At 40.8% G+C, this 24,522-nt stretch carries 22 protein-coding genes, 2 tRNA genes and 1 pseudogene; 13 read left to right on the plus strand and 12 right to left on the minus strand.

All coding sequences use genetic code 11. From position 1 onward, the window contains the following. Positions 1-53: 53 nt before the first annotated feature. Positions 54-1,793, minus strand: coding sequence for an alpha-amylase family glycosyl hydrolase (locus OIZ54_RS18610; protein WP_264391028.1), 1,740 nt, complete (start codon positions 1,791-1,793; stop codon positions 54-56). A gap of 20 nt (positions 1,794-1,813) precedes the next feature. Further along, positions 1,814-2,782, minus strand: a complete 969-nt coding sequence (locus tag OIZ54_RS18615) for an aldo/keto reductase (protein ID WP_264391029.1) — start codon at positions 2,780-2,782, stop codon at positions 1,814-1,816. Positions 2,783-2,901: 119 nt separating this feature from the next. Between OIZ54_RS18615 and OIZ54_RS18620 the strand changes: the two genes are divergently transcribed. After that, positions 2,902-3,777: a LysR family transcriptional regulator gene (locus tag OIZ54_RS18620; RefSeq protein WP_264391030.1), complete on the plus strand. Its 876-nt coding sequence runs from the start codon at positions 2,902-2,904 to the stop codon at positions 3,775-3,777. Between the two features lies 1 nt (position 3,778). Here OIZ54_RS18620 and OIZ54_RS18625 read toward each other — a convergent pair. Continuing rightward, positions 3,779-4,120, minus strand: a pseudogene (locus OIZ54_RS18625) (LysR substrate-binding domain-containing protein); the annotation flags it as partial. Between the two features lie 125 nt (positions 4,121-4,245). On the opposite strand from OIZ54_RS18625, the gene OIZ54_RS18630 reads away from it, so the two are divergent. The 6 genes from OIZ54_RS18630 (at position 4,246) to OIZ54_RS18655 (ending at position 9,884) form a co-directional block, all read left to right on the plus strand. Beyond that, positions 4,246-5,160 carry a LysR family transcriptional regulator gene (locus OIZ54_RS18630; protein WP_024031645.1) on the plus strand — a complete coding sequence of 305 codons (915 nt, stop codon included), beginning with the start codon at positions 4,246-4,248 and terminating at the stop codon, positions 5,158-5,160. A 108-nt stretch (positions 5,161-5,268) separates the two neighbouring features. Next, positions 5,269-7,224: a TonB-dependent receptor domain-containing protein gene (locus OIZ54_RS18635; protein WP_264391031.1), complete on the plus strand. Its 1,956-nt coding sequence runs from the start codon at positions 5,269-5,271 to the stop codon at positions 7,222-7,224. A 322-nt stretch (positions 7,225-7,546) separates the two neighbouring features. Beyond that, positions 7,547-8,014, plus strand: a complete 468-nt coding sequence (locus OIZ54_RS18640; RefSeq protein WP_138684343.1) for a DUF4405 domain-containing protein — start codon at positions 7,547-7,549, stop codon at positions 8,012-8,014. Next, positions 8,014-8,307, plus strand: coding sequence for a hypothetical protein (locus OIZ54_RS18645; RefSeq protein ID WP_138577629.1), 294 nt, complete (start codon positions 8,014-8,016; stop codon positions 8,305-8,307). The genes OIZ54_RS18640 and OIZ54_RS18645 overlap by 1 nt, the downstream gene beginning before the upstream one ends. A 78-nt stretch (positions 8,308-8,385) precedes the next feature. After that, positions 8,386-9,114 (plus strand): GDSL-type esterase/lipase family protein, encoded by a 729-nt coding sequence (locus OIZ54_RS18650; RefSeq protein WP_264391032.1) that lies wholly within the window; start codon positions 8,386-8,388, stop codon positions 9,112-9,114. Further along, positions 9,111-9,884 (plus strand): polysaccharide deacetylase family protein, encoded by a 774-nt coding sequence (locus OIZ54_RS18655; RefSeq protein WP_264391033.1) that lies wholly within the window; start codon positions 9,111-9,113, stop codon positions 9,882-9,884. Before OIZ54_RS18650 ends, OIZ54_RS18655 begins: the two co-directional genes overlap by 4 nt. A gap of 252 nt (positions 9,885-10,136) precedes the next feature. Here OIZ54_RS18655 and OIZ54_RS18660 read toward each other — a convergent pair. After that, positions 10,137-10,221, minus strand: a tRNA-Leu gene (locus OIZ54_RS18660). Between the two features lie 306 nt (positions 10,222-10,527). Here OIZ54_RS18660 and OIZ54_RS18665 point away from each other — a divergent pair. Further along, a complete protein-coding gene (locus OIZ54_RS18665; RefSeq protein ID WP_004588476.1) occupies positions 10,528-11,028 on the plus strand; it encodes an RDD family protein in 501 nt (166 codons plus the stop codon). Positions 11,029-11,327: 299 nt separating this feature from the next. Here the strand turns inward: OIZ54_RS18665 and lptG are convergent, their stop codons facing one another. Continuing rightward, a complete protein-coding gene (gene lptG, locus OIZ54_RS18670; RefSeq protein ID WP_031289389.1) occupies positions 11,328-12,395 on the minus strand; it encodes an LPS export ABC transporter permease LptG in 1,068 nt (355 codons plus the stop codon). Continuing rightward, positions 12,392-13,504 carry an LPS export ABC transporter permease LptF gene (lptF, locus tag OIZ54_RS18675; RefSeq protein ID WP_024031637.1) on the minus strand — a complete coding sequence of 371 codons (1,113 nt, stop codon included), beginning with the start codon at positions 13,502-13,504 and terminating at the stop codon, positions 12,392-12,394. The genes lptG and lptF overlap by 4 nt, the downstream gene beginning before the upstream one ends. 308 nt (positions 13,505-13,812) lie before the next feature. On the opposite strand from lptF, the gene pepA reads away from it, so the two are divergent. The 3 genes from pepA to OIZ54_RS18690 all read left to right on the plus strand — a co-directional run bounded on the left by pepA (position 13,813) and on the right by OIZ54_RS18690 (position 18,947). Then, positions 13,813-15,324: a leucyl aminopeptidase gene (gene pepA, locus OIZ54_RS18680; protein WP_264391034.1), complete on the plus strand. Its 1,512-nt coding sequence runs from the start codon at positions 13,813-13,815 to the stop codon at positions 15,322-15,324. A gap of 268 nt (positions 15,325-15,592) precedes the next feature. Then, on the plus strand, positions 15,593-16,039 hold the full coding sequence (locus OIZ54_RS18685) for a DNA polymerase III subunit chi (RefSeq protein ID WP_024031635.1): 447 nt from the start codon (positions 15,593-15,595) through the stop codon (positions 16,037-16,039). 55 nt (positions 16,040-16,094) lie between these two features. Next, entirely contained in the window at positions 16,095-18,947 is a 2,853-nt protein-coding gene (locus OIZ54_RS18690; protein WP_138611378.1) for a valine--tRNA ligase, read from the plus strand. 105 nt (positions 18,948-19,052) lie between these two features. On the opposite strand, the gene OIZ54_RS18695 is transcribed toward OIZ54_RS18690, so the two are convergent. Further along, positions 19,053-20,321: an outer membrane protein transport protein gene (locus tag OIZ54_RS18695; protein ID WP_029772473.1), complete on the minus strand. Its 1,269-nt coding sequence runs from the start codon at positions 20,319-20,321 to the stop codon at positions 19,053-19,055. Positions 20,322-20,602: 281 nt separating this feature from the next. Between OIZ54_RS18695 and OIZ54_RS18700 the strand changes: the two genes are divergently transcribed. Further along, the gene (locus OIZ54_RS18700; protein ID WP_029772472.1) at positions 20,603-20,926 is read left to right on the plus strand and encodes a hypothetical protein; all 324 of its coding nucleotides are present in this window, start codon (positions 20,603-20,605) and stop codon (positions 20,924-20,926) included. On the opposite strand, the gene OIZ54_RS18705 is transcribed toward OIZ54_RS18700, so the two are convergent. Then, complete coding sequence (locus tag OIZ54_RS18705) at positions 20,886-22,112, minus strand: HD-GYP domain-containing protein (protein WP_029772471.1); 1,227 nt, start codon at positions 22,110-22,112, stop codon at positions 20,886-20,888. The genes OIZ54_RS18700 and OIZ54_RS18705 overlap by 41 nt on opposite strands. 151 nt (positions 22,113-22,263) lie before the next feature. After that, positions 22,264-22,338: transfer RNA gene (locus tag OIZ54_RS18710), tRNA-Arg, on the minus strand. A 234-nt stretch (positions 22,339-22,572) separates the two neighbouring features. Between OIZ54_RS18710 and OIZ54_RS18715 the strand changes: the two genes are divergently transcribed. After that, on the plus strand, positions 22,573-22,755 hold the full coding sequence (locus OIZ54_RS18715) for a hypothetical protein (protein ID WP_024031630.1): 183 nt from the start codon (positions 22,573-22,575) through the stop codon (positions 22,753-22,755). Here the strand turns inward: OIZ54_RS18715 and OIZ54_RS18720 are convergent. Genes OIZ54_RS18720 through OIZ54_RS18730 form a run of 3 tightly spaced genes read right to left on the minus strand, consistent with a single transcriptional unit; the run spans position 22,752 to position 24,472 of the window. Beyond that, complete coding sequence (locus OIZ54_RS18720; protein WP_264391035.1) at positions 22,752-23,558, minus strand: phosphotransferase; 807 nt, start codon at positions 23,556-23,558, stop codon at positions 22,752-22,754. The genes OIZ54_RS18715 and OIZ54_RS18720 overlap by 4 nt on opposite strands. Positions 23,559-23,561: 3 nt before the next feature. Next, the gene (gene pnuC / locus OIZ54_RS18725) at positions 23,562-24,179 is read right to left on the minus strand and encodes a nicotinamide riboside transporter PnuC (RefSeq protein WP_121637034.1); all 618 of its coding nucleotides are present in this window, start codon (positions 24,177-24,179) and stop codon (positions 23,562-23,564) included. A gap of 41 nt (positions 24,180-24,220) precedes the next feature. Then, positions 24,221-24,472: a hypothetical protein gene (locus OIZ54_RS18730; protein WP_004588464.1), complete on the minus strand. Its 252-nt coding sequence runs from the start codon at positions 24,470-24,472 to the stop codon at positions 24,221-24,223. Positions 24,473-24,522 lie beyond the last annotated feature (50 nt).

The raw sequence follows: 24,522 nt of genomic DNA on the forward strand, positions 1-24,522 counted from the left end.
AGGCATAAAAAAGCCAGCTTAGCAGCTGGCTTTTACTTAACCTAAACCCTTAATTATTTAGCAATATACACACTATAGCTTAGCCCTTTTAAAGTGACCGTTAACTTGCCATTTTGTTGCTCAAGTTGCTCGGCAGCTACAAGAGGCGAAAAGTGTTTATACGGGCTATTAAACTCTATTGTTTGTGGCGTTTTTTCGCTATTAAACACAATAATATACGCCTGCTCTGCACCTTTTACTGTGCGTGAAAACGCAAACATGCCAGTGTTTTTAGCAAAAAATAAGTCGTTGTATTCACCGCGGCGAAGCCCTTCGTGATTTTTTCGTAACTTACTTAATTGCGCAATAGTTTTAAATAATGGGTGCTGCTGGTTAAAGTTATTATCGGCCGTTGTTTGCGTGGTGCCTATAAGGTTATTGTCGTTATAGCTTGCAACATTTGATGCAAACATATCTTCGCGTGCATCAATATCGTGGCCATCGCCTGTAAAACCTTGTTCATCGCCATAATAAATAACCGGTATACCGCGAGATAAAAACATAAATGCATGCGCTAATTGGCTGCGCTTTAATTTAAGCTCATCACTTTCGTGCTCAAATGTTTGGTTTATAAATAAGCCAGGTCTGCCCATGTCGTGGTTCCCTAAAAAGGTCATAAGTAAATCGGCTTGGCTGTCTTCATCTTGGTATAGTGAGTCTTGTGCAAATAGCTCCCTAATGGCGCTTGGGTTCTGTCCTTTAAAAAACACATCGGCCGCTATTTTTTGAAATGCAAAATCAAGCACCGATGGAATTTTACCTTCTGTAGTAAATACACTTAGGTTTTTAGGATTAGGGTCGTACACCTCACCAAACACATGAAAATTTGGAATCCCTTGCGCTTTAGCGTAATCAATAATAGCGGGTGTAAATGTTTGCCAAAACTCGAGATTTACATGGCGTACGGTATCGATTCTGAAGCCGTCGGGCTTAAACTCTTTTATTAAATTTTGATAAATATCGACCATGCCGCTCACCACCTGCGGATGCTCTGTTTTTAAATCGTCTAGGCCGTTAAAATCACCATTAAGTGAGCTTTCACCACTAAAGGTGCTGTCGCCTTGGTTGTGATAATAATCGACATTGTTTAGCCACTTTGGGTACTTAACATTTTTTAAGTGCTCAGGAATAAATGGGCTATACGGCTTAGGGTTATTTAGCGCTTTATACTCACAATGCGTTAAACCTGCTTTAAATTGACCGTTTGGCATGTGGCATTCGTCGTAACGAATAATATCGGCTGTGTGGTTAGTAATAATGTCAAAAAATACTTTAATGCCTTTTTTATGAGCTGCATCAATTAGCTTTTTTAAAGAAGCATTCCCACCAAAGTGCGGGTCTATTTCGCTAAAATCGACAATCCAATAACCATGGTGCGCAACACCATCTGATTGAATCGCTTGGTTGCGTAATAAAGGCGTCATCCAAATTGCTGTAACCCCGAGCGCTTCTAAGTAGTCGAGCTTTTGTTCAATGCCTGTTATATCTCCACCATGAAAACCACTGGTGGTTGTTAAATTTAACCCACCAGCCGAAATAGCATGCTCATTGCTGCCATTATCGTTTTGCGGATCGCCATTATTAAAACGATCAGGTAATACAAAATAAAATATATCGTCGCGTACATCGCGCTGTAAATAATTATCAGTGCTTGCAGTGTTTGCGTTACCGGCCGCTGGTGGCTGATTACTTTTACAGGCCGTTAATGCCACTACAGTGCTTAGTAAAAATGTTGTTAGTGTGTTTTTTATCATTTTAGTGCTCCTTTACTAAACTATGGCAACTCGCAACCTTTTACACTTTCGTAAAGTGCATACCAATGAGCGGCCGTTAATTGTATTTTGTTTACTTGTGCACACGCTTTAATACGCGCAGTTTTAGTAGTCCCTATAACAGATTGAATGTTTGCAGGGTGCCTGTTTAACCATGCCAGTACAATGGCTTCTGCACTTGTTTCGTACTGCGCAGCTAAGCTTTGTACTAATTGGTACGTGTTTTTAATACGGGTTTCAGCGCCGGTTATATCAGCACCCGAAAACAACCCTTGGCATAAACTTCCCCACGCCTGCAGCTGTATATTTTCGTGCTGGCAAAACTCGATTAAGCCCGGCGTAAAGTTAATATTTGCGCCTTGCGCGTTACCAGCATATATGCCCTCTTCAACCCAGTCATTTTTTAATAAGCTCATTTCTACTTGATTCAAAATAAGTGGCTCTGACAGGGCTTGTTGAATGGCTTTTATTTGATGTTGCTGCATATTAGACACCCCTAAAAAACGTACCTTGCCTTGGCTTTTTAGTTTTTTATAAGTGCTAGCAATTTCCTGAGGGCACATGAGTGGGTCGGGTCTGTGCAGAATAAGTACATCTAAGTAGTCTGTTTTTAGCTGCGCTAAACTTTTATTTACACTTTGCTCTATCCACTGTCCTGAAAGGTCATAACGCTTTGGGCCATGCTCATCTTCAAAGCGAATACCGCATTTAGATTGAATAATTAACTTATCACGGTCGGTGCGCGTTTTTAAAACTTCACCAAATACCTGCTCTGCTTTACCAAAAGTATAAATATCAGCATGGTCAAAGTAATTAATGTTATTTTCAAGCGCTGCCTCTACTACTGTATGTGCTTGGTTTATATCGGCTTTGGTTATTGGGTTGTTATTCCAGCCTCCACCCAAGCCCATACAGCCATAAATAAGTTCGCTAGCATTGGGTATAAATTGAGAAATAGTTTTATTGGTCATGAGTTATCGGTATTAAAAAAGAGTGACTTGTAGTTTACCGATTAAATTATTCAACTAAATACTAAAAATAAAACTCATTATTTGCTATAACAAACAATAAAAACACAGTGCTCATTTAAATGCTGAGAGAACATAAAAAATTTGAACGGTTATTTTTGTTTAACGAAGTAGCCAAACACTTAAGCTTTTCAAAGGCAGCTTTAGCGCTTGGGATCTCCCGAGGGTATTTGTCTGAGCAAATAAAAGCGCTCGAAAAAGAATACCAAAGAGCCCTACTTATTCGCACAACCCGCAGTGTAAAGCTCACCCCGCAGGGAAAGCATGTGCTTAGTTGTATGGGAAATATTAAAAGCACATTATTAGAGCTTGAACGAACCTTAGCCCATGAACACGAGGCTATTGCCGGCAACATTAGAATTACCGCGCCGAGCCAATTTACCAATAGATACCTGCTAACTATTTGCGAGCAATTTAACCAAGAGTACCCTGATGTTAAATTTAATATAGACTGCAGCTACACCCCTCACAATTTGATTCAAAGCAATTACGATATTGCATTTAGATCAACCCTTAATCCGCCCCAAAACATGATTGCCAAAAAGCTTTTTAGTTATAAACAGGTGTGCTGTGCCTCGCCTAGTTATATTGCTAAAAATGGTGAGCCAAGCGACGTTGAAGATTTATTAAAGCATAGCTGTTTAACCAGCACGCAATTTAGCCTGTGGCATTTTTCCGATAGGGCCATTGAGCTTGAAGGAAAACTAAGCATTAACGATAACCACATGCTTAAAAACCTTGCGCTGCAAGGTCAAGGAATTATATACACCCCGGAGTATTTAGTAGATTTAGAAATTAACGCGCACACTTTAAAGCCGCTATTAACGCAGTTACAGTATCCGCAATCTGATGTGTATTTAATTCACCCTCAGCTAATTAACGAATCAGCACGTATTAGCCATTTTATTAAATTTACCACTAACTGGTTTAGAAACTAGCTTACCAATTACTTTTATATTGAGATAACTGGTTTACTAAATAATCTACTAAAGCTTTAACAGTTGGGCTTAACAATCGTTGAGACGGATAAAGTAAATTAATAGGCTGTGGGCTTGGCGCGTATTCACTTGGCACCTCTACCAGCTCACCGCTTTTAAGTGCTTGGTTAACGTAAAAATTAGGTAATTGCGCTACACCTTGGCTTGCTAAAGCAAACGCTTTTAAACTTTGTGAGTCGTTAACCTCTAAACTACCTGAGACTTTTACAATGGTATTCTTACCATCAAGCCTATAACTCCAACGCTTTGCGTTAGCGACAACCGTGTTTATAATGCAATTAAAATTTTTTAGATCATATTAAAACAATTAAGCCTATTTCAGCACCTGAAAAATAAACATCTTTACCTACCTAACTAATTAAGTGCTAGGATAATGGCTTGAAATACTGATAACTTGCAAACCTAACTATGAATTTAAATCAGCTCGATCTAAACCTTCTTATTATTTTAAAGCAGCTTTTAAACGAAAAACATATTAGCAATACCGCCTTAACTTTAGGCATGAGCCAACCTTCTATAAGCCGCTCGTTAAGTAAATTGCGCTCCTTGTTTGACGATCAATTATTAATAAGAATGGCTGGAGGGTATGAGCTAACACCAAAAGCGCAATCAATTCAGCAAGACCTAAATTCTATTTTAAATATGGTAGAAACACTGGTTAACAAGCAAACCTTCGACCCTAAAACCAGCACTGCCACCATAAAACTGTTTGGCCTACCGCCGCAAATGCATTTATTTATAAAAACAATAATTAAAGATGTTCGCGAGCAAGCGCCTAATATCACCCTTGAAATAGACACCCTGCCTAAGCCGCAGTTTTCTGATTTGCTTAAAGGCGATACTCACTTTGTGATTACTGGCCACAAGCCCGCTAATTCAGAGGGTAAGTTATATCAACAACCGTTGTTTGAGCGCGAGTTTAAATTAGTAATGGCTCGCTCCCACAGGCTGGCTAAACAAGAATTAAGCGTTGATTTATTGCGTGATTGTAATTTTGGGCAAATATCAATTCAGGGTGAAAAAGCATTAACTATTGCACAAAATTTTGCCGCGCTAGGCATTGATAATATAGCGACACCAATACGCTTAAAAAACTTTTACAGTATTGGCAGCATTGCTGAAAACACTGATTTAATATTTTATGTGCCCAATCATTTTGCTGCAGATGTGTGCCAACAGCATGACGTAGTTGCCAGAACCCCGCCCCCAGAACTTAGCTCAGAGTATGCACAAGTGGCTTTATACTGGCATCAACGCCACCATAATGACCCTGTATGTCAATGGTTTAGAGAGCTTGTAAAAAATAAAGTATTTGAAGTTTAAATAACTGTTATTCATGTAGGGTATGTATTTTAAATTGCCATTTAAGGCAGTGAACGTTTTAATACGAATCATTCTTAATAATATTAAAATTAGATAAACATACTCACCATGAAAAACACGCTCCCATTTAATAAGCACGCGCTTAACGTTGTTATTGGTACTTTGTGTACTGGTATGTCATTCATAAGCTTAGCGGAACAAGCTCCCGACACCTCAGAAACCATTGAAGTATGGGGCACAACAATTACTAATGACTCGCTACTACAAGACGATATTGAAAGAAAACAAGCCAACCATTTAAGTGATTTACTCCGTGACCAAGCTGGTATTGACGTAGGTGGCTCGCACTCTATTGTACAAGGTATTAATATTCGTGGTGTTGACGATTTAGACCTCAACATTACTGTTGATGGTATTAGCCAAAACAATAATATGTTCCACCACTCAGGAAACTTACTTATTAATGCTGACATTTTAAAAGCAGTAGATATAAAAGTAGGGACTAACTCTGTGCTGACTGGCGGCCTTTCTGGTGGTGTAGCCTTTGAAACCAAAGACGCTAAAGACTTACTAGAGCCAGGTGAAGATTTTGGCGCGCGCTTATACACAAACTTAGGTACTAATGATTACGCAGGTGGCTCTGCTGCGGTATATGGTCAGCTAACCGACAACATAGACGCCCTTGCCTACTACACCTACACCGACAAAAATAACTTTGAAAACGGCAATGGTAAAGAAGTTACAGGTAACGAAGGCCGCACGGTAGATGGCATATTCAAGCTCGGCTGGGATGTAAACGAGAGTAACCGTTTAGTGTTCTCATACGACAGATATAACGATGAAGGCGATTACTACGTAAAAACCAACTTTGGTGCTGGCTTTGCTGAAGATTCAGACGCGCAAACAGAAGATATTGACTACACACGTACCAGCACTTCACTTGCCTACGAGCTAGATAAAGGCGATGCCATTACCCTACGCGCTAGCGTTTATCGCAACGAACTAAGCTATATTGCACTAGGAACTGAGGGTAACTCTGAGCATACGGGCTACACTGCCCTTGCAACATCTAAAATTGCACTTGCTGGATTTAACCATACATTACGCTATGGCGGCGAGGGATATGAGCAAGTATCAAAACGTATCGAAAACCACGTACAAACCAATAAAGACACTGCCGACTCGCACGCTATTTATATTGAAGACGAAATCGCTGTAACCGATCAGTTATTTGTAACCCCTGGCGTGCGTTACAACTACTTTAAAGTAGATATGTACTCAGCCGGTACTAACGATTCGTTAGATAAATCGTGGAACGAGCTTACATTTGGTTTAGCGGCTAAATACCTAATTAACGATAACTGGAGTGTTAACGCAAGCTCTACAGAGCTGTTTCAAGGCCCTGGCCTGCGTGAAAGCTACGTTGATTACAGCACTAACTTTGATAAAGACCTAAAAGCAGAAACCGGTGTTAATAACGCCATTGGTTTTGCCTTTAAAGATCAAAACATTATGGGCTTAGACTCATTTGGTTTTTCATTAAACCTGTTTAAAACCCGTATTGAAGATTACATAGACAACTGGGCAATTGGTAAAGGTCGCCCAATTGGTACCTATGAAAACTCGGGTGATTACGATATAGATGGTTTTGAATCAACGCTTTCACTGCGTAAAGCGCTATTTAGTGCGCGTTTAAGTTACTCTAAGTCAGACTCTGAACAACTAGAGACAGGCGAGCAACTGCGTTATGAAGTAGGTGATAGCATTTCACTAAACCTTAGCTACGAAGTACCAAAATACGACTTGAAATTTAACTGGACCAGCCTAGTTAACAGAACTGATGACTCAGTATCAAGCGGTGCTGATATTCATAAAGTGGGTTATCAGGTTCATAACATCAGTATGCAGTGGCTACCAAGCCAGCTTGAAGCACTAAGCATGACCTTAGGTGTTGAGAATATTTTTGATAAAACGTATTACTCTCACGCTTCATACTCAAGCGACACAGTGCAAGATTACGAAGCGGGTCGTAATGTTAAATTAAGCGCGTCTTACGTTTTTTAATTTAATAACTTGCTCATGATTTAAGGCTCAATATTTTATTGAGCCTTTTGCTGTTTAAGGGGGGTGTACCTTAAATAGCGTCAACCATACCAATCCGCAATAATACTTAATCATTTTTAGGGGCTAAACGTGTCGCTATCTGCGTTAAAAAACTCTCATTTACGACTGCATGGATGCAGAAGATAGAGCAATGCAGGAGCAATTGCCGAGAACAACTAAATAGCGAATTTTTTGCCTTGCTATCAACACGTTTTTCCATCCTCAAAATAGTTCACTTAATTATGCGGATTGGTATTATAAATAAATTATTTCAGGGTCAATAATGTCTGATTGGAAACAAAACTTACAAAAGTTCCGTTATGTAATGGACACCTTACTGCTTATTAGCTTTATGCTAGTAAGTGCACCTCAAGCTACTGGCATCCCTTTACACGAATGGTTTAGCCTATTTTTTATTATTCCTTTTGTTGTACATTTATTGCTACATTGGGATTGGGTAACACGCAGTTTTGGCCGTTTATTTGCCAATATAACAGCACGCGAGCGCTTTAATATAGTGTGGGATTACCTACTTTATATAATGATGTTATTAGTATTTGTAAGCGGCTTTTTAGTGTCGGTAGCTCTACTACCCGCACTTAATATTAGTTTAAACATTCAAGACTTTTGGTCGAAAATACATCACGATTCAGCCACCTTTATTATGCCCATGCTAGGTGTGCATTTAGCGCTTAATTTTTCTTGGATAGTAAAATTGACTAAACGCATGTTTGCCAAGGAGGCTAAATAATGAAGCACCTAAAACAACAGTGGAAAACCCGCACCAGCATTGTGTTAGTTGTATCTGTTTTAGTGAGCCTTTTGCTGGTTAGTTTAGAGCTCACCGATTGGGCCGCACAAATAAATCAGCAGGGATACTCCCACGGTGCAGCTGAGGGTGAAAAGCCGAAAATAGCCCCTATTTTGATGTACATTTTACCCTTTGTAAAAGAGCTTATTTTAATAGGCGTACCTATGTTACTTACTTTAGGGATTGCTAAACTCTTAGGCTTAATAAAAAGGGTGGTTAAAAACAAAGTCTGAATACGAATGCAACACGTATCAAAAACCGGCGTTTATAGATACATTGCTAAGTTAGTATGTCTATAAGCGCAGGTTTTTATGAGTTATAAACCAAGTAATTACACACTCCAACACATCACTTTTCTACTTGTCACATTAATTATAGGTGCTGTATTAATAAGCTTTAAAGCTAATGCCGAAAAGGCAATTCCTTTTCAATCGCAATGGCTAAAAAAACATTATGCTGAGCGTATAGCCCATTTTAAGCTACAACCTTTACGCAAAGGCGATATTGTTTTGGTTGGTGATAGCATTACAGAGCAAGGGCTAAATTGGAGCATTCGGTTTAACGACCTACGCGTAAGAAACCGCGGTATTAGTGGCGATATGACCTACGGTGTTTTAGCGCGTTTAAACGAATTAAAAGCAGCCCCGCCTAAAGCTATATTTTTAAAAATTGGCGTTAACGATATTTTTAATTACCATTATATAAAGCAAGTTAAAGACTTAGCATCGGTAAGTGAAAATATCGAAAAAATAGTGACTCAGCTCAATAAATCACTCCCAAATACACAAATTTATGTACAAAGTATTTTGCCCGATCATCGCGATTTTATAACGCAAATGACGCAAATGACGCAAACCGTTAACCAACAAATTAAAGCAATTGAGCACGCAAATTTTACCTATATAGACTTACACCCCGTATTTTTAGGCCCTCAAGGTACGCTTAAGAAATCGCTCACGACCGATGGCACCCATTTGAACCAAGCAGGCTATGACCTTTGGGCTAAACAACTTGCACCAATAATGAAAACCTTAAAATGAAGAGTTTATTAATTGCTATATTAATGGCGGCAAGCTTTACGTGTGCAGCCAGTAAAGCGCCTGTAAAAAGCTACCCTAACGGCGCGACTAAAGCTGTTATTTTTAGTTACGATGATGGCGTTATACAAGACAGAAAGCTCGTGGAACTATTTAATAAGTACCAGGTTGTTGGCACATTTAACTTAAACTCAGGTTTATTTGCTAAAAAGCTACCGTGGATGAAAGCCTTTACCGGTAAAGCAGGCGAATATATTAAACAAAGTGAAGTAAAAACACTTTATAAAGGCCATGAAATAGCAAGCCACAGTTACTCACATCCGGGCTTTGCAGGCTTAGATACAGCAGAATTAAAATTACAATTAGCCCGCGATAAGCACATTTTATCGCCCATAAAAGGCAGCTCCTTACACTCTTTTGCATACCCTTTAGGCTCTTACGATAAAGCCGCTATCAAATTAGTAAAGCAAACGGGCTTTACTAATGCCCGAACAGTAAACGACACCCTTAATTTTGAGCTCCCTACCAACTACATGGCATGGAACCCAACCGCTCACCACTCAAAAGCAATGCCATTAATAGAGCAATATATTGCGCTTAAAAGCAATAAGCTCACTGTAATGATGATTTGGGGCCATTCGTGGGAATTTGACAAAAACACTAAAAATAATAACTGGGATTACGCCGAGCAGCTCGTTCAGACAATCTCAAATAAAGATGATATTTGGTATGTATCGGCTGGAGAGTTCATCGCGTTTTTAGAAGGTAAATAAGCGTGCGCAGTGCTAAGTAAAGCTCATATAAGCCCATTTTAATGAAGTAAGCGTAATTAGCTCATCCTGAAGCAGTATCCATCGTAATCCATTAACTCACTTCGAGTAACCGCGGAACTTCGTTTCGGTTCCTCTTACCTAGCGGGCGGACTGTCGCTGATATTAGCGCCACTCTGAGTGGCCTCGAGTCCGTCCCAACACAAATTTCAGGCATAAAAAAACCCTAACCAATTTGGTTAGGGTCATAAAAAGTGGTACCAGCGGCCGGGCTCGAACCGGCACGCCTTTCGGCAGGGGATTTTGAATCCCCCATGTATACCAATTTCATCACGCTGGCGTCATTTTTCTTTAACCTTCTAAACACGAGAAGATAAAGAAAAACCACTTTAGAGCTCAGGATTATTTATGTGCCTTCGTCTCTATGCCAAGCATTATACAAACAATAGGGGTGGCAGCAAGCGTTTTATGACATTAGCCTGATCAACCGCTTAACATTTAGACAGCCTGTGCAAAATGTCGTTTACTGGTTGAAGTATTAAAAACAGCTAATAATAACGCCAAGGTATATCACTGAACTATAGCGCTTAGTATTTGAGAGCTTTTTTGCTAAACTAGCGCGCATATTAACAGTGAGAGTGTATTTATGTCGGGTGAGTTTCCACGAGCTGGTTTTTGGCGTCGTTTTGCGTCGTTAGTTTATGATACGTTAGCTATTATTGCGTTTGCTATGTTAACGGTTGTGCTCTATTTGTTTGCCGTACAAGGGCTTATTTCACTTGATGTTATTAGTTTAAATGGTGCTGAAGATGTATCGGCACTTATTCAAGAGTCACTGCTGCTGTCGAGCATTCGAAGTGCCTTACTTGTTATTGTTACCTTAGTATTTTTTGGCTATTTTTGGACTAAAAGCGGGCAAACTATTGGCATGCGCGCATGGCGTTTAAAAGTACAAACTAGTGAAGGAAACTTAATTAGTTGGCCGCAGTCTATTGTTCGCAGCCTAAGTGCCCTGCTTGGTTTAGGTAATCTTGTGGTATTAATTGATTTTAAAAACAAAAAAGCGCTGCAAGACTATGTCTCAAAAACTGAGGTAATTACTCTTACAAAAGAAGAAAACAAACGTATTTACCGCGAGCTAGATTAATACCTATTTATACTAATGCGCAATAATACTTAATTATTTTGCTGGGCTAACTTGTCGCTACCTGCGTTAAAAAAATTCTCATTTACGACTGCATGGATGCAGAAGGTAGAGCAATGCAGGAGCAACTGCCGAGAATAACTAAATAGCGATTTTTTTGCCTAGCTATCAACAGGTTTTTCCAGCCTCAAAATTGCTCACTTAATTAAGCTGATTGGTATTAGTTTTTGAATAACGCGTTATAAAAACAAAAAAGGTGACCATAGGTCACCTTTTTAGTATCAAATAAGCGCTTATAACGGCTATACCCGCTTATTCATCATGTACGTAGCAAAGCCTATAAATAGTATACTTGGCAATACCGCGCCTATAATAGCAGGTATTTGATAAACCATTACCACAGGGCCAAATATCTCATTTATTAAGTGAAATACAATTCCCGTTACTACACCCATAATGATACGCGCACCCATAGTAACGGTACGTAACGGGCCAAATATAAACGACAGTGCAACCAGTAGCATTACGGCAACAGACACAGGCTGCATTAGCTTACGCCACAAGGCCAGCTCATAGGTGCTGGTATCTTGCTCATTTTGCTGTAAATATCCTAAGTACGACCAAAGCCCTGTAAAGGAAAGCGACTCAGGCTTTACCGATACAACACCAAGCTTTTCGCCCGTTAATTGCGAAGGGTAAAACTCTTCATCAATGTGTTCACTGCTTATTTGCTCATCACTAATATGAACCTTGTTTACATCGCGTAATAGCCAACCTTCATCACGACCAATGGCCACTTTAGCTTTGGTTATTTGAGTTAAATCGAGTGATTTATCAAATTGATACATGTGCACACCGTTTAAACGGCCGTTTTGATCTACATCTTCAATATTAATAAAGTTGTTGCCATCTTTAGCCCATACGCCTTTTTGTGCATTGAATACATCGCCGCCATAAATTGCCTGATTACGCATTTCTTTGGCGTGTTGTTGCGCCTCTGGTGCGCCCCACTCACCAAGAGCCATCATACACACAGCCATAAACACGGCGGTTTTCATTACCGAGCCTATAATTTGCAAGCGCGACATACCCGCAGCTTGCATTACCACCAGCTCACTGTTTGAAGCCAGTGCACCTAAGCCTGTTAAGCCACCAATAAGCGCCGCCATCGGGAAGAATATAACTAAATCGCCCGGCATACTGTAAAAGGTGTAAAGCGTTGCGGTCATTAAATCGTAACTGCCACGACCAACCGACTTTAGCTGATCAATAAACTTAATTAATGTACTAATCCCTACTAGCACCAACAAAGCAAATCCGGTGGTTTGTAAAATGCTGCGGCCTAAGTACCAATCGAGTGTTTTCATCATGCGCTTAACTCCCGTTTTGTTACAACGGCTTTAAGCCAGGCGCCCAAAGGGCGACCTTTTATAATTAATAAACTACCTATAAATAAAGCGCTTAAGTGAATCCACCACAAACCAATTGAAGGCGGTATTTTGCCATCTTCTACGGCAAATTTTGCAGCATTGAGTAAGATAAAATAACCTAAGTACAAGCTAATGGCTGGCACTAATTTAGCAAACTTACCTTGGCGCGGATTAACCACACTTAGCGGTACTGCTATTAACGTTAGTAACGGAATAGAAAGCGGTATTGCAATACGCCACTGCCACTGGGCTATAGATTCAGAGGTATTGAGTGGCAATAGTTGATTAGTAGGTATTGCTTCTAATTTACGGCGCTGATGCTCTATTTCTTGCTCGCGTATTTGTACGCTGTAGCCATCAAACTGCGTTAAATTAAGCGCCGGTGTTTTGCCATCGGTTTCGTAGCGTTTGCCATCAGTTAGCACTAATTGTTGCTCACCGTTTATTGCCTCTACCACCACACCTTGTTCGGCATACACTAAACGTGCAAGGTCATCTTTTTCGGTATCCGGCAGTTGCGCTACAAATACTTTGTTAAGCTCTTTACCGCCGTTTTCAATGTTATGAATAAACACCACGGCTTTTTCATTACCGGTTTGTTGAAACCGCCCAGCCCTTAACGCAGATAAACCCGCATCGGCTTTGGCTTGCTCTTTTAATTGGTACTCTTGCTCACTCGCCCACGGCGCAAGGTACATGGTGAGAGAGGCTGCTAATATAGCCAAACCCACACTCGAAATTAAAGTAACGCGTACCACATACCACTCACTCACCCCACAGGCTTTAAGAACGGTCATTTCGCTGTCGGCGTAAATGCGGCTGTAGGCTAAAATAATGCCCAAAAATATACTCAATGGCAGGATCAGCGAAGCTAATTGCGGCAGTTTAAGCGCAATCATCGATAATACTAACTTGGCAGGAATGCTCCCTTCAGAGGCATCTCCTAAAATAACCACAAACTTTTGTGACACAAAAATGGTCATTAAAGTTAAAAATACGGCGACCTGCGATTTTAAAACCTCAGCGGTCAAATAACGAAAAATAAGCAATGCTCGCCCCTGTTAAACATAGAATTTCACTACAATAGTGATAATTTGATAATAAAGTAGCTATTTTACCCAGTTTTATCTGGTAAATAAGTCGTTATTATAAGCTAACAAAATTAATTATCCTACCTAAGTGCACGATATATTGTTGCATTAGTAGCCCTTAAACATATAAAGTTCAATCAAACAGAAAGAGTCAGAAAAAATCAGCTAAAATTAAGATTATCTCTACATAAGTTACGTAGCGAAGACTAGATTTTATTTTTTTAGCCCCAATTAATAACGTATATGACTCACAACCAGGAGTAACAATGGAATTTAACGTAAAAAGTGGTAGCCCAGAAAAACAACGCAGCGCGTGTATTGTCGTTGGCGTTTACGAACCACGTAGGTTATCCCCCATTGGTGAACAACTCGATAAAATCAGCGATGGTTATATCTCAAATTTACTACGCCGTGGCGACCTAGAAGGTAAGCCGGGGCAAGTGTTATTATTGCATCATGTACCTAACGTTTTAAGCGAGCGCGTATTGCTTGTTGGCTGTGGTAAAGAGCGCGAGCTTGATGATAAGCAATATAAGCAAATAATTTCTAAAACAATTAATACCTTAAACGAAACCGGCTCAATGGAAGCGGTGTGCTTTTTAACAGAGCAACACGTTAAAGGTCGTGATACCTACTGGAAGGTTCGCCAAGCGGTAGAAACAACACAAGATTGCCTATACACATTTAACCAGCTAAAAAGCAAAAAAGTAGACCCTCGTCGTCCACTTCGTAAAATTGTGTTTAACGTACCAACACGTCGCGAGCTGACCATTGGTGAAAGCGCTATTGAGCATGGCTTAGCCATTGCCGCAGGTAGTAAGCTATGTAAAGACGTAGCCAACATGCCACCTAATATTTGTAACCCTGCTTATTTAGGCGAACAAGCGCAAGAGCTGGCTAGCAATTTTGACAACATCACCGTTGATATTATTGGCGAAGAAAAAATGGCCGAACTAGGTATGAACTCGTACTTAGCGGTTGGTCGCGGCAGTGATAACGAATCGGTTATGTCGGTTATTAACTACAAAGGTGCAAGCGATGAGCAAGCGCCTATTGTGCTAGTAGGTAAAGGCTTAACGTTTGACTCAGGCGGTATTTCAATTAAGCCAGGCGAAGCCATGGATGAAATGAAATACGACATGGGCGGCGCAGCCGGTGTAATTGGCGCTATGCGCGCACTGGCACAAATGCAGCTGCCTATTAACGTAATTGGCGTTTTAGCCGGCTGTGAAAACATGCCAAGCTCTAACGCGTATCGCCCTGGCGATATTTTAACAACAATGTCGGGGCAAACAGTTGAAGTGCTTAATACTGATGCCGAAGGCCGATTAGTATTATGTGATGCGTTAACTTACGTTGAGCGTTTTGACCCAGATACAGTAATTGACGTAGCAACACTAACAGGCGCATGTATTGTTGCCCTTGGTGCACACGCAACAGGTTTACTGTCAAACCACAACCCACTTGCGCATGATTTATTAAAAGCGTCTGAGCAAAGTGGCGACCGTGCATGGCAGTTACCAATGTGGGATGACTATCAAGATCAACTCGATAGCCCATTTGCTGATTTTACAAACTTAGGTGGGCGCTCTGCTGGTACTATTACCGCAGCGTGTTTCTTATCTAAGTTTACTAAAAAGTATAACTGGGCTCACCTAGACGTAGCCGGTACCGCGTGGCGCAGTGGTGCTAAAAAAGGCGCAACGGGTCGCCCTGTTCCTATGCTTACTCAGTATTTATTAAACCGAGCGGGTGTAAGCGAAGCTACGCACGACTAATAACCTAATTAACCTGAGCCTTATTTAGAAAAGCCACTCAGTAGGTATTTTTAGCACTAACAGCGTTAAATTTATTTGCCATAGGCCAAATATATTTAACCAGAGCTTAGGTTATTTAACTTGTATTAAGGCGCCATTTGGCGCCTTTTTTATTGCTGTAATTATCTGTGTATTAATTGAAGCAAACCCCGTTATATGGCAAAATCTGCCTCTTAATTTATGTGTATCAACTATGTGCACATTCAATGTCATGGGAAACCCCGATACAATGAACATGAATGCTCAATTTTTCGTTCTAAAGCAACAAGATGAATCTAAAGCGCAGGCTGATGATCATTTTGCTTTAGCAGCTCAAATTGCCGCAGAGCAGTATCGATTAGGGCATCGTGTATTTATTTTTGTAGATAACGAACACACCGCCTATGCCATTGACGAAACCATTTGGGCATTTGATCCCGACAGTTTTGTGCCGCATAACCTGCAAGGCGAAGGCCCTAAAGCCGGCGCACCAGTAGAAATAGGCACCACGCCTCCTGTTGGCAAACGTAACGTTTTAATTAACTTAGCTAATAACCTGCCTGATTTTATTAGGCGTTTTAGCCAAGTTTTTGATTTTGTACCAGTAGAGTCTGTAGCTAAACAAGCCGCTCGTGAGCGCTTTAAAAAGCTGCGCCAACTTGGTGCCAATATCAGCACGCAAGAGATTAATAGCTAGCCGTTTAGGATAAAGCTAACCAACTAATTTAAGTACTTATTTAAGGTTCTGTGTAATGGATAAAACCTACAATCCGCAAGATATTGAACAGTCGCTATACCAAGACTGGGAACAAAAAGGCTACTTTAAGCCATCTGGCCAAGGCGTACCGTATTCGATCATGATCCCGCCGCCAAATGTCACCGGTAGCTTGCACATGGGCCACGCCTTCCAAGATACAATAATGGATACCCTTACGCGTTTTAAGCGTATGCAAGGTAACAACACATTATGGCAAGTAGGTACTGACCACGCGGGTATTGCAACGCAAATGTTGGTTGAGCGTAAACTACACGCTGAAGAAGGTAAAACACGTCACGATTTAGGCCGCGAAGATTTTATTAATAAAATTTGGGAATGGAAAAACGAATCTGGCGGTACTATCACTAAGCAGCTTCGTCGTCTTGGCGCATCGGTTGATTGGGACCGTGAACGCTTTACGATGGACGATGGCTTATCTGAAGCGGTTAAAGAAGTCTTTGTACGCCTTCACAAAGAAAACCTAATTTACCGCGGTAAGCGCCTAGTAAACTGGGATCCAAAATTACACACAGCTATTTCAGACCTTGAAGTTGAAAACAAAGACAAACAAGGCCACATGTGGAATTTGCGCTACCCACTTGCTGATGGCGTTAAAACACAAGACGGCAAAGACTACATTATCGTAGCAACAACACGTCCAGAAACCATGCTAGGTGACTCAGGTGTGGCGGTTAATCCAGATGACGAACGCTACACAGATTTAATTGGTAAAGAGATTTTACTGCCTATCGTAAATCGTCGTATCACAATTGTTGCAGATGAACACGCTGATAAAGACAAAGGCACGGGTTGTGTAAAAATCACCCCTGCACACGACTTTAACGATAACGAAGTTGGCAAGCGTCATAAAATGCCAATGATCAATATTTTCGATAAAAACGCTGCTATTCTAAGCCAAGGTGAAACATACACCTTTGACGGTAAAGAACTTGAGTTTGATGCGCCAATTCCTGAGCGCTTACACGGCCTAGACCGTTTTGCTGCGCGTAAAGCGATTATCGCAGAATTTGAAGAACTTGGTTTACTTGAAAAAATCGAAGACCATGCGTTAACTGTACCTTACGGCGACCGCTCTGGTGTGATCATTGAGCCACTCCTTACCGACCAATGGTATGTACGTGTTGCGCCACTTGCAGAACCTGCAAAAGATGCCGTTAAAAATGGCGACATTCAGTTTGTGCCTAAACAGTACGAGAACATGTACTTCTCGTGGATGAACGACGTACAAGATTGGTGTATTTCACGCCAGCTTTGGTGGGGTCACCGTATTCCAGCTTGGTACGACAGCGAAGGCAACGTTTACGTTGGCCGCGATGAAGCTGAGGTACGCCGCGACAACAACATTGCCGATGATGTTACGCTAAGCCAAGACGAAGACGTACTTGATACCTGGTTCTCATCTGCGCTGTGGACGTTCTCAACGCAAGGTTGGCCAGAGAACACGGATGATTTAAAAACCTTCCACCCATCTGACGTGTTAGTAACGGGTTTTGATATTATTTTCTTCTGGGTTGCGCGTATGATCATGATGACGCTGCACTTTATAAAAGATGAAAATGGTAAGCCACAAGTGCCGTTTAAAACAGTGTATGTTACCGGCCTAATACGTGATGACAACGGCGATAAAATGTCTAAGTCAAAAGGTAACGTACTTGACCCACTAGATATGATTGACGGCATCGAGCTTGAAGATTTAGTACAAAAGCGTACTGGCAACATGATGCAGCCTAAACTTGCCGCTAAAATCGAAAAAGACACGCGCAAAGTATTTGCAAATGGTATTGAGGCACACGGTACCGATGCGCTTCGCTTTACCCTTGCAGCAATGGCATCAACCGGCCGTGATATCAACTGGGATATGAACCGCCTAGAAGGTTACCGTAACTTCTGTAATAAACTATGGAACGCAAGCCGTTACGTATTAATGAACACAGAAGAGCAAGATTGTGGCTTCAACGATGCACAAAAAGAGTTCTCGTTAGCCGATCGTTGGATATTAGGTCAATTTGAAGCAACGGTTAAAACCTACACTGAGCACCTTGATAACTACCGCTTTGATTTAGCCGCTAACACGCTTTACGAATTCACTTGGAACCAGTTCTGTGATTGGTACTTAGAGCTGACTAAGCCGGTATTATTTAAAGGCAATGAAGCACAGCAACGTGGTACACGTAATACACTCATTACGGTACTAGAAAGCCTACTGCGCTTAATGCACCCAATGATGCCATACATTACCGAAACTATTTGGCAGCGCGTTGCACCACTTGCAGGGCTTGAAACTAAAGGTACCAGCATCATGGTACAGGGCTTCCCTGTTTATAATGAAGCAAACGTTGATGCCCAAGCTATGGACGACTTAGAGTGGGTTAAACAGTTTATTTTAGCAATTCGTGTTATTCGTGGTGAGATGGACATTAGCCCAAGTAAGCCACTTAACGTGTTACTAGCTAACGCATCAAGCGATGATGTGCGCCGTATTAACGAGAACGAGTCATTTATTGCCTCGCTTGCTAAACTTGAATCGTTCACCCTGCTTGAAAACAAAGACGATGCACCAGCGTGTGCAACATCCTATGTTGGCAACCTTGAAATTATGATCCCCATGGCGGGCTTAATTGACGTTGAAGCAGAGCTTGCACGTATTAACAAGCAACTCGAAAAAGCAGAAAAAGGCCTAGCCCAAGTGCAAAACAAGCTGGCTAACGAAAAGTTTGTAAATAACGCACCAGAAGCCGTACTTGCAAAAGAAAATGCTAAATTAGCTGAATTCACTGATGCTAAAACCAAGCTACTTGAGCAAAAAACTAAAATAGAAAGCTTATAATTTTAGTTGCCTGCTAAAGCAATTTAGCAGGCATTAAAAAAGCCGCTCACTGTTAAAGTGAGCGGCTTTTTTGTGCCCTGCGATTAACCACAAGGCACAGCTACATTAAAACTTGTAGTTGTACTGAGCGCCAACAAGTACAGCGTGACCTTTAGACTCGAAGCCCCACTCACTGCCTGACTCATCAGCTTCAGTAAATGTTTGTGTTTTACCACGAATAATACTTACACCTAAATCAACATTTGATTGCGTGTCGATAGTGTAGTTACCACCAAACGAGAACCAAAAACGGTCTGTATCAGGGATAGAGATAGATAGGTGAGTTTGCGATACTGGCGACTCATCAAACGCTACACCTGCACGAAGTAATAAGTCTTCGTTGTATTGGTAATCTGTACCGATAGAGTAACGAAACGCATCGTCAAACTGCTCTTGTTTTTCAAAAGCAACAAACTTATCGCCTGTTGGTGCAGTTACTTGCGCTTCTAGTGACTCAAAGCTGCTCCAACCTGTCCATAATACGCTGTAGTGTAAGCCAAGTTTTTCATCTAACTGGTGAGAACCAGAAAACTCAGCAATAGCTGGTAACGTTAGCTCTACAGAACCCGGTAGTTGTGCACCACCAGTGCCGCCTACAGCCACTGGTAAGTCATTTGAGAAATCACCTTCAAATGTGATGTCTGTTTCGCTGCGGTAGTTAAAACCAAAACGGCTATTTTCGTCTAGTTGGTACATTAAACCAACGTTTAAACCTAGGCCAGTGTCGTCACCTTGAAGGTTTACTGCATCAGCACCAAAATCAAAGCCACTTGTATTAGCGCCTACTTTACGGATTACGGTTGCATCTGCATAAATGTAGTTTAAGCCAATACCAAAGCTAAATTGCTCAGTTACTTTATAAGCAACGCTTGCATTAAGGTTAACGGTGAAAATTTCTGTCTCGCCTGCAATTTGGCCCGCTACGTAGTCATCGTTAAACTCTGTAGATAAACCAAAGTTAGAAAACGCGCCAAAACCTAGCGATACTTTATCGTTATACGGCATAGTAAAGTAAGCGGCAGGTACCACTGCGCTTGGTGCTATGCTGTCATCATCTAGGGCACTTGGATCAATACCGTTATTGGTTTGCGTCCCTTCTAAGCTCACATCTGGAATTACACCAATAGCAGCAACACTAAGTTGCTTATCTTTAAATAAAGTCATTAATGCAGGGTTGCGAGCAACAACAGACGCATCATCTGCGATAGATGCTTCACCTGCGTATGCACGGCCTAAACCTGACGCGTTTTGCTCTGCTAATTGAAACGCGGCTGCAAAACTATCAGCCGAAACAAATGCAAGCGAAGCTGCAATAAGAGTTTTAGAAAATTTCATTGTTGTGTCCTTAACCAAACAAGCGTTTGGGTATCTATGTGTTGTTATTAGGATTTTAAACTTGGCTACACTACCTTAATTTTTTATAAAAAACTGTAACAAAGCGACAAAAAACACCAAAAAACACGTTTTTTAACTACATTTTAACAACTATTTAAAACTCATCGGAGCAGAAATGTGTTATTAGAGCTTATACTCTAATTGTAATTAATTATCATTTAGATTGACTTGTAATTCCCTGCATTTTAAACTCATTACAAAATCACAAAGGAAGCAAATAGGTGATCATTTTACTTATTATTGCAGGGCTCATTTTTTGTGGCGCCAGTGTGTTTTGTTTTTATAAAGCAAACTATTGTGCCTGCACACAAGCCGGCCAATGCGATAACCCCGTAAACCATTACTGGTTAGGGGCCATGCTAAATGCATTAGTGTCGTTAGCTTTTTGCTGTATTGCACTGCATGTACAGCAAGGAACATTATTATGGCTAACGTTAATGGCGAGTTGTTTTTTAGGCGCTTATATTTCTGCTAAACGCGAAAAACTTAAGCGTTGTAAAAAAGCTAATTCAACAAGTGCTCTTTTAACAAACGAGCCAAATTAATTTGATAGTCGAGTGGCTTGATACTCGACACTATTTTAATACTTTGATCAGGCTCATTTAAGTCTAAGTCTTTAGGGGTGACGTGGTGCCCGTGTTTAGCATTATAAAATAGCTTAACTTTAGGCTTGATGGGATTTGATTTATTGCCCTCGAGCACGAGAGCTAATCGCTCATTAGTTAATTTAACAATAGTGCCTACTGGGTGCACACCTAAACATTTAATAAAGTGCTGTACTAGCTCTGCATCAAATAGCTCTTTGTTAGCCAACAAATAACGCAGCGCATTAATGGGTTCATCCCCTTCTTGGTGGGGCCTATCGGCTGTTAGCGCATCGTACACATCAACAATCGCCATTATGCGCGCTGGGCGACTAAGCTTCTCAGCTGTAATACCACGCGGATAGCCTGAGCCATCTAATCGCTCATGGTGGTTAACTATCATGTCGAGTATTAGGGGGGTAATGCCTTTTTCACCTTTAACCAAGCCTAAACCTTGAGCCACATGGCGTTTAATAATATCCATTTCGCTGCTAGTGAGTTTACTTGGCCTAGAAATAATCCCCTGCGGGAGTTTAGCTTGCCCTAAGTCGTGAAGTAACGCGCCCATAGCAAGCTGCTGCACGGCTTCTTCTTTGTATCCTAAATATTTAGCAAACACGGCGGTGAAAATAGCGCAGTTAATCATGTGGCGCCAATTGTAGCTATGTTTGTCTTTTATGCGGGTTAAAATGGTCATTGCACTGGTATTTCTAAATACCGAGCTGACAATATCGTTAGCCATTTCATCAATCACCTTTAAATTAACCGACAACCCTGTGGTTACATCACCATACAAAGCTTGCAGCTTGCGATTATGCTGCTCAAAGTTGATGCTAGCTTTGGCAAATTCTTGCTCAAGGGTAATCGCAGGTTTTACCGCGGGTGGTTTTGTTTTACTGCTTGAAGTGGTGCTCTTTTGTGGGGGCGCACTCTTAGGTTTGTACTTATCGGGTATGGCGGCATCGCCTTTGGTAAAGTCGATAAGCAGCTCTAAAACGCCTTCGGTTACTAAGCGTTTTATAATTGCCTGGTTTCGCACTAAGCCACTGGTTTTTATTTTTATACTGTTGAGCCCTTCATGCTGTTTGGTAACACTGTCAACAAACATACCTGGGGTGAGCTCTGAAATGGGTAACGCGATGAGCATGGCAGAAGCGTTTTCTACAATTAAATATGCCTACTAAATAGCATTGTTTAACCCTAAAAGTCTACTTTTTGAGTTGAGGGCAATACCATATAACTATAAAGGACTACTAAAATAAAGGTAGACGTAAACAAGGAAAACAATAAAAAGCAAATGGCGCTCTTGCTAGGAATCGAACCTAGAACTTAGCCTCCGGAGGGCCACGTGATATCCATTTCACCACAAGAGCACATTTGTTGCTAAAACACTAACTCGCGATATCAATGCTTTAGCACTGGCAATAATAAAGAGATCTTTAAATAAATACCAGCATCATTGAGTTATATGCCTATAAATCAAACTGTTTTTGATAAAACACTTCACAACTTGCCAAAAACAAGCTATTTATTGGTATTCGATAAAAAAATAGTAACCGTTTGGCAACATGTTCTGAATGCTTACGGATTATATAGAGGATGTAATTATGAGTTTAATGTCGACTGAGCAAGTGGCTGAGTTTTTAGGTGTAAAAGCCGAGCGGGTAAAACGCCTTGCTCGTGAGAGCTTGCTTATTGCCAAGTCTGAAGATGAAAACGGTGAGCCCCAATTTGATGCTGACGAAGTAGCAAAGTACAAAGAGCTTGCCGCGCGTTTTGGCGGGCTTTAATCTTTTATCTCGTTTAATAACTTATTTAGCTGCGCGCGTAATGTGCTTGCCTTATTATTTATGTCGCGCTGCTCATACCACCCTATACACAACACCAAAAACACCACTTTAAAGTAACGTAGCTTGTCATAAGCGCAATAAAACTCACTGGGTATTGCTTGCTGGGCGCTATATTGCTCAAGCAAAGTGTGCTCTGCGTGCCCATTTAGCTCTAAGCTAACCGCAAGTGCCGCTAAATCAAAATACACGTCGTTTGTTTGCGCATATTCAAAGTCAATTAAATACATGCCTCTTGAATTTACTATTAGGTTATCTTTAACTAAATCGTTATGACAAAAGCCACTGCTGTAGGGCATATCACTAATGGCGCTTAGCGTATCTTCAATTAAGCGGCTGTGCTGTTGATATATGTTGCTATTAGCGTAATACACAAGCTCTTTTGCAATGTCCATTGGCTGTGTAGCTAGAGGGTAACTATGAACGCGTGCCAACTTTTCAACTAGGTCAATACTGTAATTATTAGTAGCGATATCACCACAAATATAGCGAAATGCAGCTCGCCTGTTAGCCTTATCGAGCCAAATGGGTTTAGGGCAAACGTTATGTTGGCTAAGTGCAGTTTGGGCTTGTAGCCCTATTTTAGGCCAATGCGATTTGTAGCATTTTAATAAGTAGTTTTGCTGTGCAGTTTTTATTAGGTAATTGTCGTTACTTAAACCATTCACTAATTTAGTGGTTTGTAGCACGTGCTCAGGTTCCACAAACTCACTACATAACGCGGCAATATTTGGATTACGGTGCATGCGTTATAATTGCGCTAATGGCTTAGCTTGGCTTTGCTCGTACTCTTCGTACCAGGTTTTAAATCCCCACGCGGCCATAATAGTGTAAAAAATAAATAGCGCGAGCGTTGGGTAATAGCCTTTTTCGTAATACAAATACATAGAGGCCGCATCAATAACAATCCAATACAGCCAGTTTTCGAGTACTTTTTTAGCAACTAAATACGTGGTTACCACCGCAAAACAGGTTGTAAAGCTATCTAGGTAGGCAAAATCGGCGTGGGTGTAGTTTTGCATTACATAGCCAATAATAATGGCCGCTAAGCTCGTAGCGCCTATAAGAATGGCGTGGCGTTGTGTAGACCATGAGGTAATACTAATATTATCTGCTTTGCCTTTGCGCCATACCATCCAGCCAAATACAGCCATGTACATGTAATAAAAATTGAGTAGCGACTCCATAAGCAGCGCGCCATTCCAGTACATTATGGTATAAATAAGCGTGCTTAAAAAAGCGGCAGGCCAGCACCATAGGCTTTCTTTTATTGCCAGTAATAAATAAGCAATAGACAACCCTACCGCAATATATTCCCAATGCGACATTGCTGTAAAACCACTTAAGGTTTGTGTTAAAAAATCCATGTGTGCGGTTACCGTTTTTAATACACGTTAAATAAAGGCGATTACTCTGGAGATAAATCGCCAGATAAAAACTTACAAACAAAAATAGCCTTACCAAACTCTTCGTACGAGCGTTTAATTTCGGTGTTTAGCACTTGCATTACTAAATCGTAATCGCCAAAAATTTGCGTAGAAAGCGTATTGGTGATCACTTTTAAGTTGTCGTATTCGTTCAAACGGTCAATAAAGCCCTTAATAAACGGAATGTAATCTTGATGAAGTGGGTATTTACTGATCTCTACTGATAATTTCATTTTAAACTCTACTTTTAATTATTTGATTTCAACAAATCGTTCAATGCCAG

The sequence above is a fragment of the Pseudoalteromonas sp. A3 genome, assembly GCF_025942345.1.
GTDB lineage: Bacteria > Pseudomonadota > Gammaproteobacteria > Enterobacterales > Alteromonadaceae > Pseudoalteromonas > Pseudoalteromonas atlantica.

Bases quoted from the DNA above. Each gene is read 5' to 3' on its own strand.
- pnuC (WP_121637034.1), bottom strand. From the start codon at position 24,179: ATGGATTTTTTAACACAAACCTTAAGTGGTTTTACAGCAATGTCGCAT.
- OIZ54_RS18615 (WP_264391029.1), bottom strand. From the start codon at position 2,782: ATGACCAATAAAACTATTTCTCAATTTATACCCAATGCTAGCGAACTT.
- OIZ54_RS18685 (WP_024031635.1), top strand. From the start codon at position 15,593: ATGAACATGAATGCTCAATTTTTCGTTCTAAAGCAACAAGATGAATCT.
- OIZ54_RS18630 (WP_024031645.1), top strand. From the start codon at position 4,246: ATGAATTTAAATCAGCTCGATCTAAACCTTCTTATTATTTTAAAGCAG.
- OIZ54_RS18705 (WP_029772471.1), bottom strand. From the start codon at position 22,112: ATGCTCATCGCGTTACCCATTTCAGAGCTCACCCCAGGTATGTTTGTT.
- OIZ54_RS18650 (WP_264391032.1), top strand. From the start codon at position 8,386: ATGAGTTATAAACCAAGTAATTACACACTCCAACACATCACTTTTCTA.
- OIZ54_RS18610 (WP_264391028.1), bottom strand. From the start codon at position 1,793: ATGATAAAAAACACACTAACAACATTTTTACTAAGCACTGTAGTGGCA.
- OIZ54_RS18655 (WP_264391033.1), top strand. From the start codon at position 9,111: ATGAAGAGTTTATTAATTGCTATATTAATGGCGGCAAGCTTTACGTGT.
- OIZ54_RS18720 (WP_264391035.1), bottom strand. From the start codon at position 23,558: ATGCACCGTAATCCAAATATTGCCGCGTTATGTAGTGAGTTTGTGGAA.
- OIZ54_RS18730 (WP_004588464.1), bottom strand. From the start codon at position 24,472: ATGAAATTATCAGTAGAGATCAGTAAATACCCACTTCATCAAGATTAC.
- OIZ54_RS18645 (WP_138577629.1), top strand. From the start codon at position 8,014: ATGAAGCACCTAAAACAACAGTGGAAAACCCGCACCAGCATTGTGTTA.
- OIZ54_RS18695 (WP_029772473.1), bottom strand. From the start codon at position 20,321: ATGAAATTTTCTAAAACTCTTATTGCAGCTTCGCTTGCATTTGTTTCG.
- OIZ54_RS18690 (WP_138611378.1), top strand. From the start codon at position 16,095: ATGGATAAAACCTACAATCCGCAAGATATTGAACAGTCGCTATACCAA.
- OIZ54_RS18640 (WP_138684343.1), top strand. From the start codon at position 7,547: ATGTCTGATTGGAAACAAAACTTACAAAAGTTCCGTTATGTAATGGAC.
- lptG (WP_031289389.1), bottom strand. From the start codon at position 12,395: ATGATGAAAACACTCGATTGGTACTTAGGCCGCAGCATTTTACAAACC.
- OIZ54_RS18635 (WP_264391031.1), top strand. From the start codon at position 5,269: ATGAAAAACACGCTCCCATTTAATAAGCACGCGCTTAACGTTGTTATT.
- OIZ54_RS18665 (WP_004588476.1), top strand. From the start codon at position 10,528: ATGTCGGGTGAGTTTCCACGAGCTGGTTTTTGGCGTCGTTTTGCGTCG.
- OIZ54_RS18715 (WP_024031630.1), top strand. From the start codon at position 22,573: ATGAGTTTAATGTCGACTGAGCAAGTGGCTGAGTTTTTAGGTGTAAAA.
- pepA (WP_264391034.1), top strand. From the start codon at position 13,813: ATGGAATTTAACGTAAAAAGTGGTAGCCCAGAAAAACAACGCAGCGCG.
- OIZ54_RS18620 (WP_264391030.1), top strand. From the start codon at position 2,902: ATGCTGAGAGAACATAAAAAATTTGAACGGTTATTTTTGTTTAACGAA.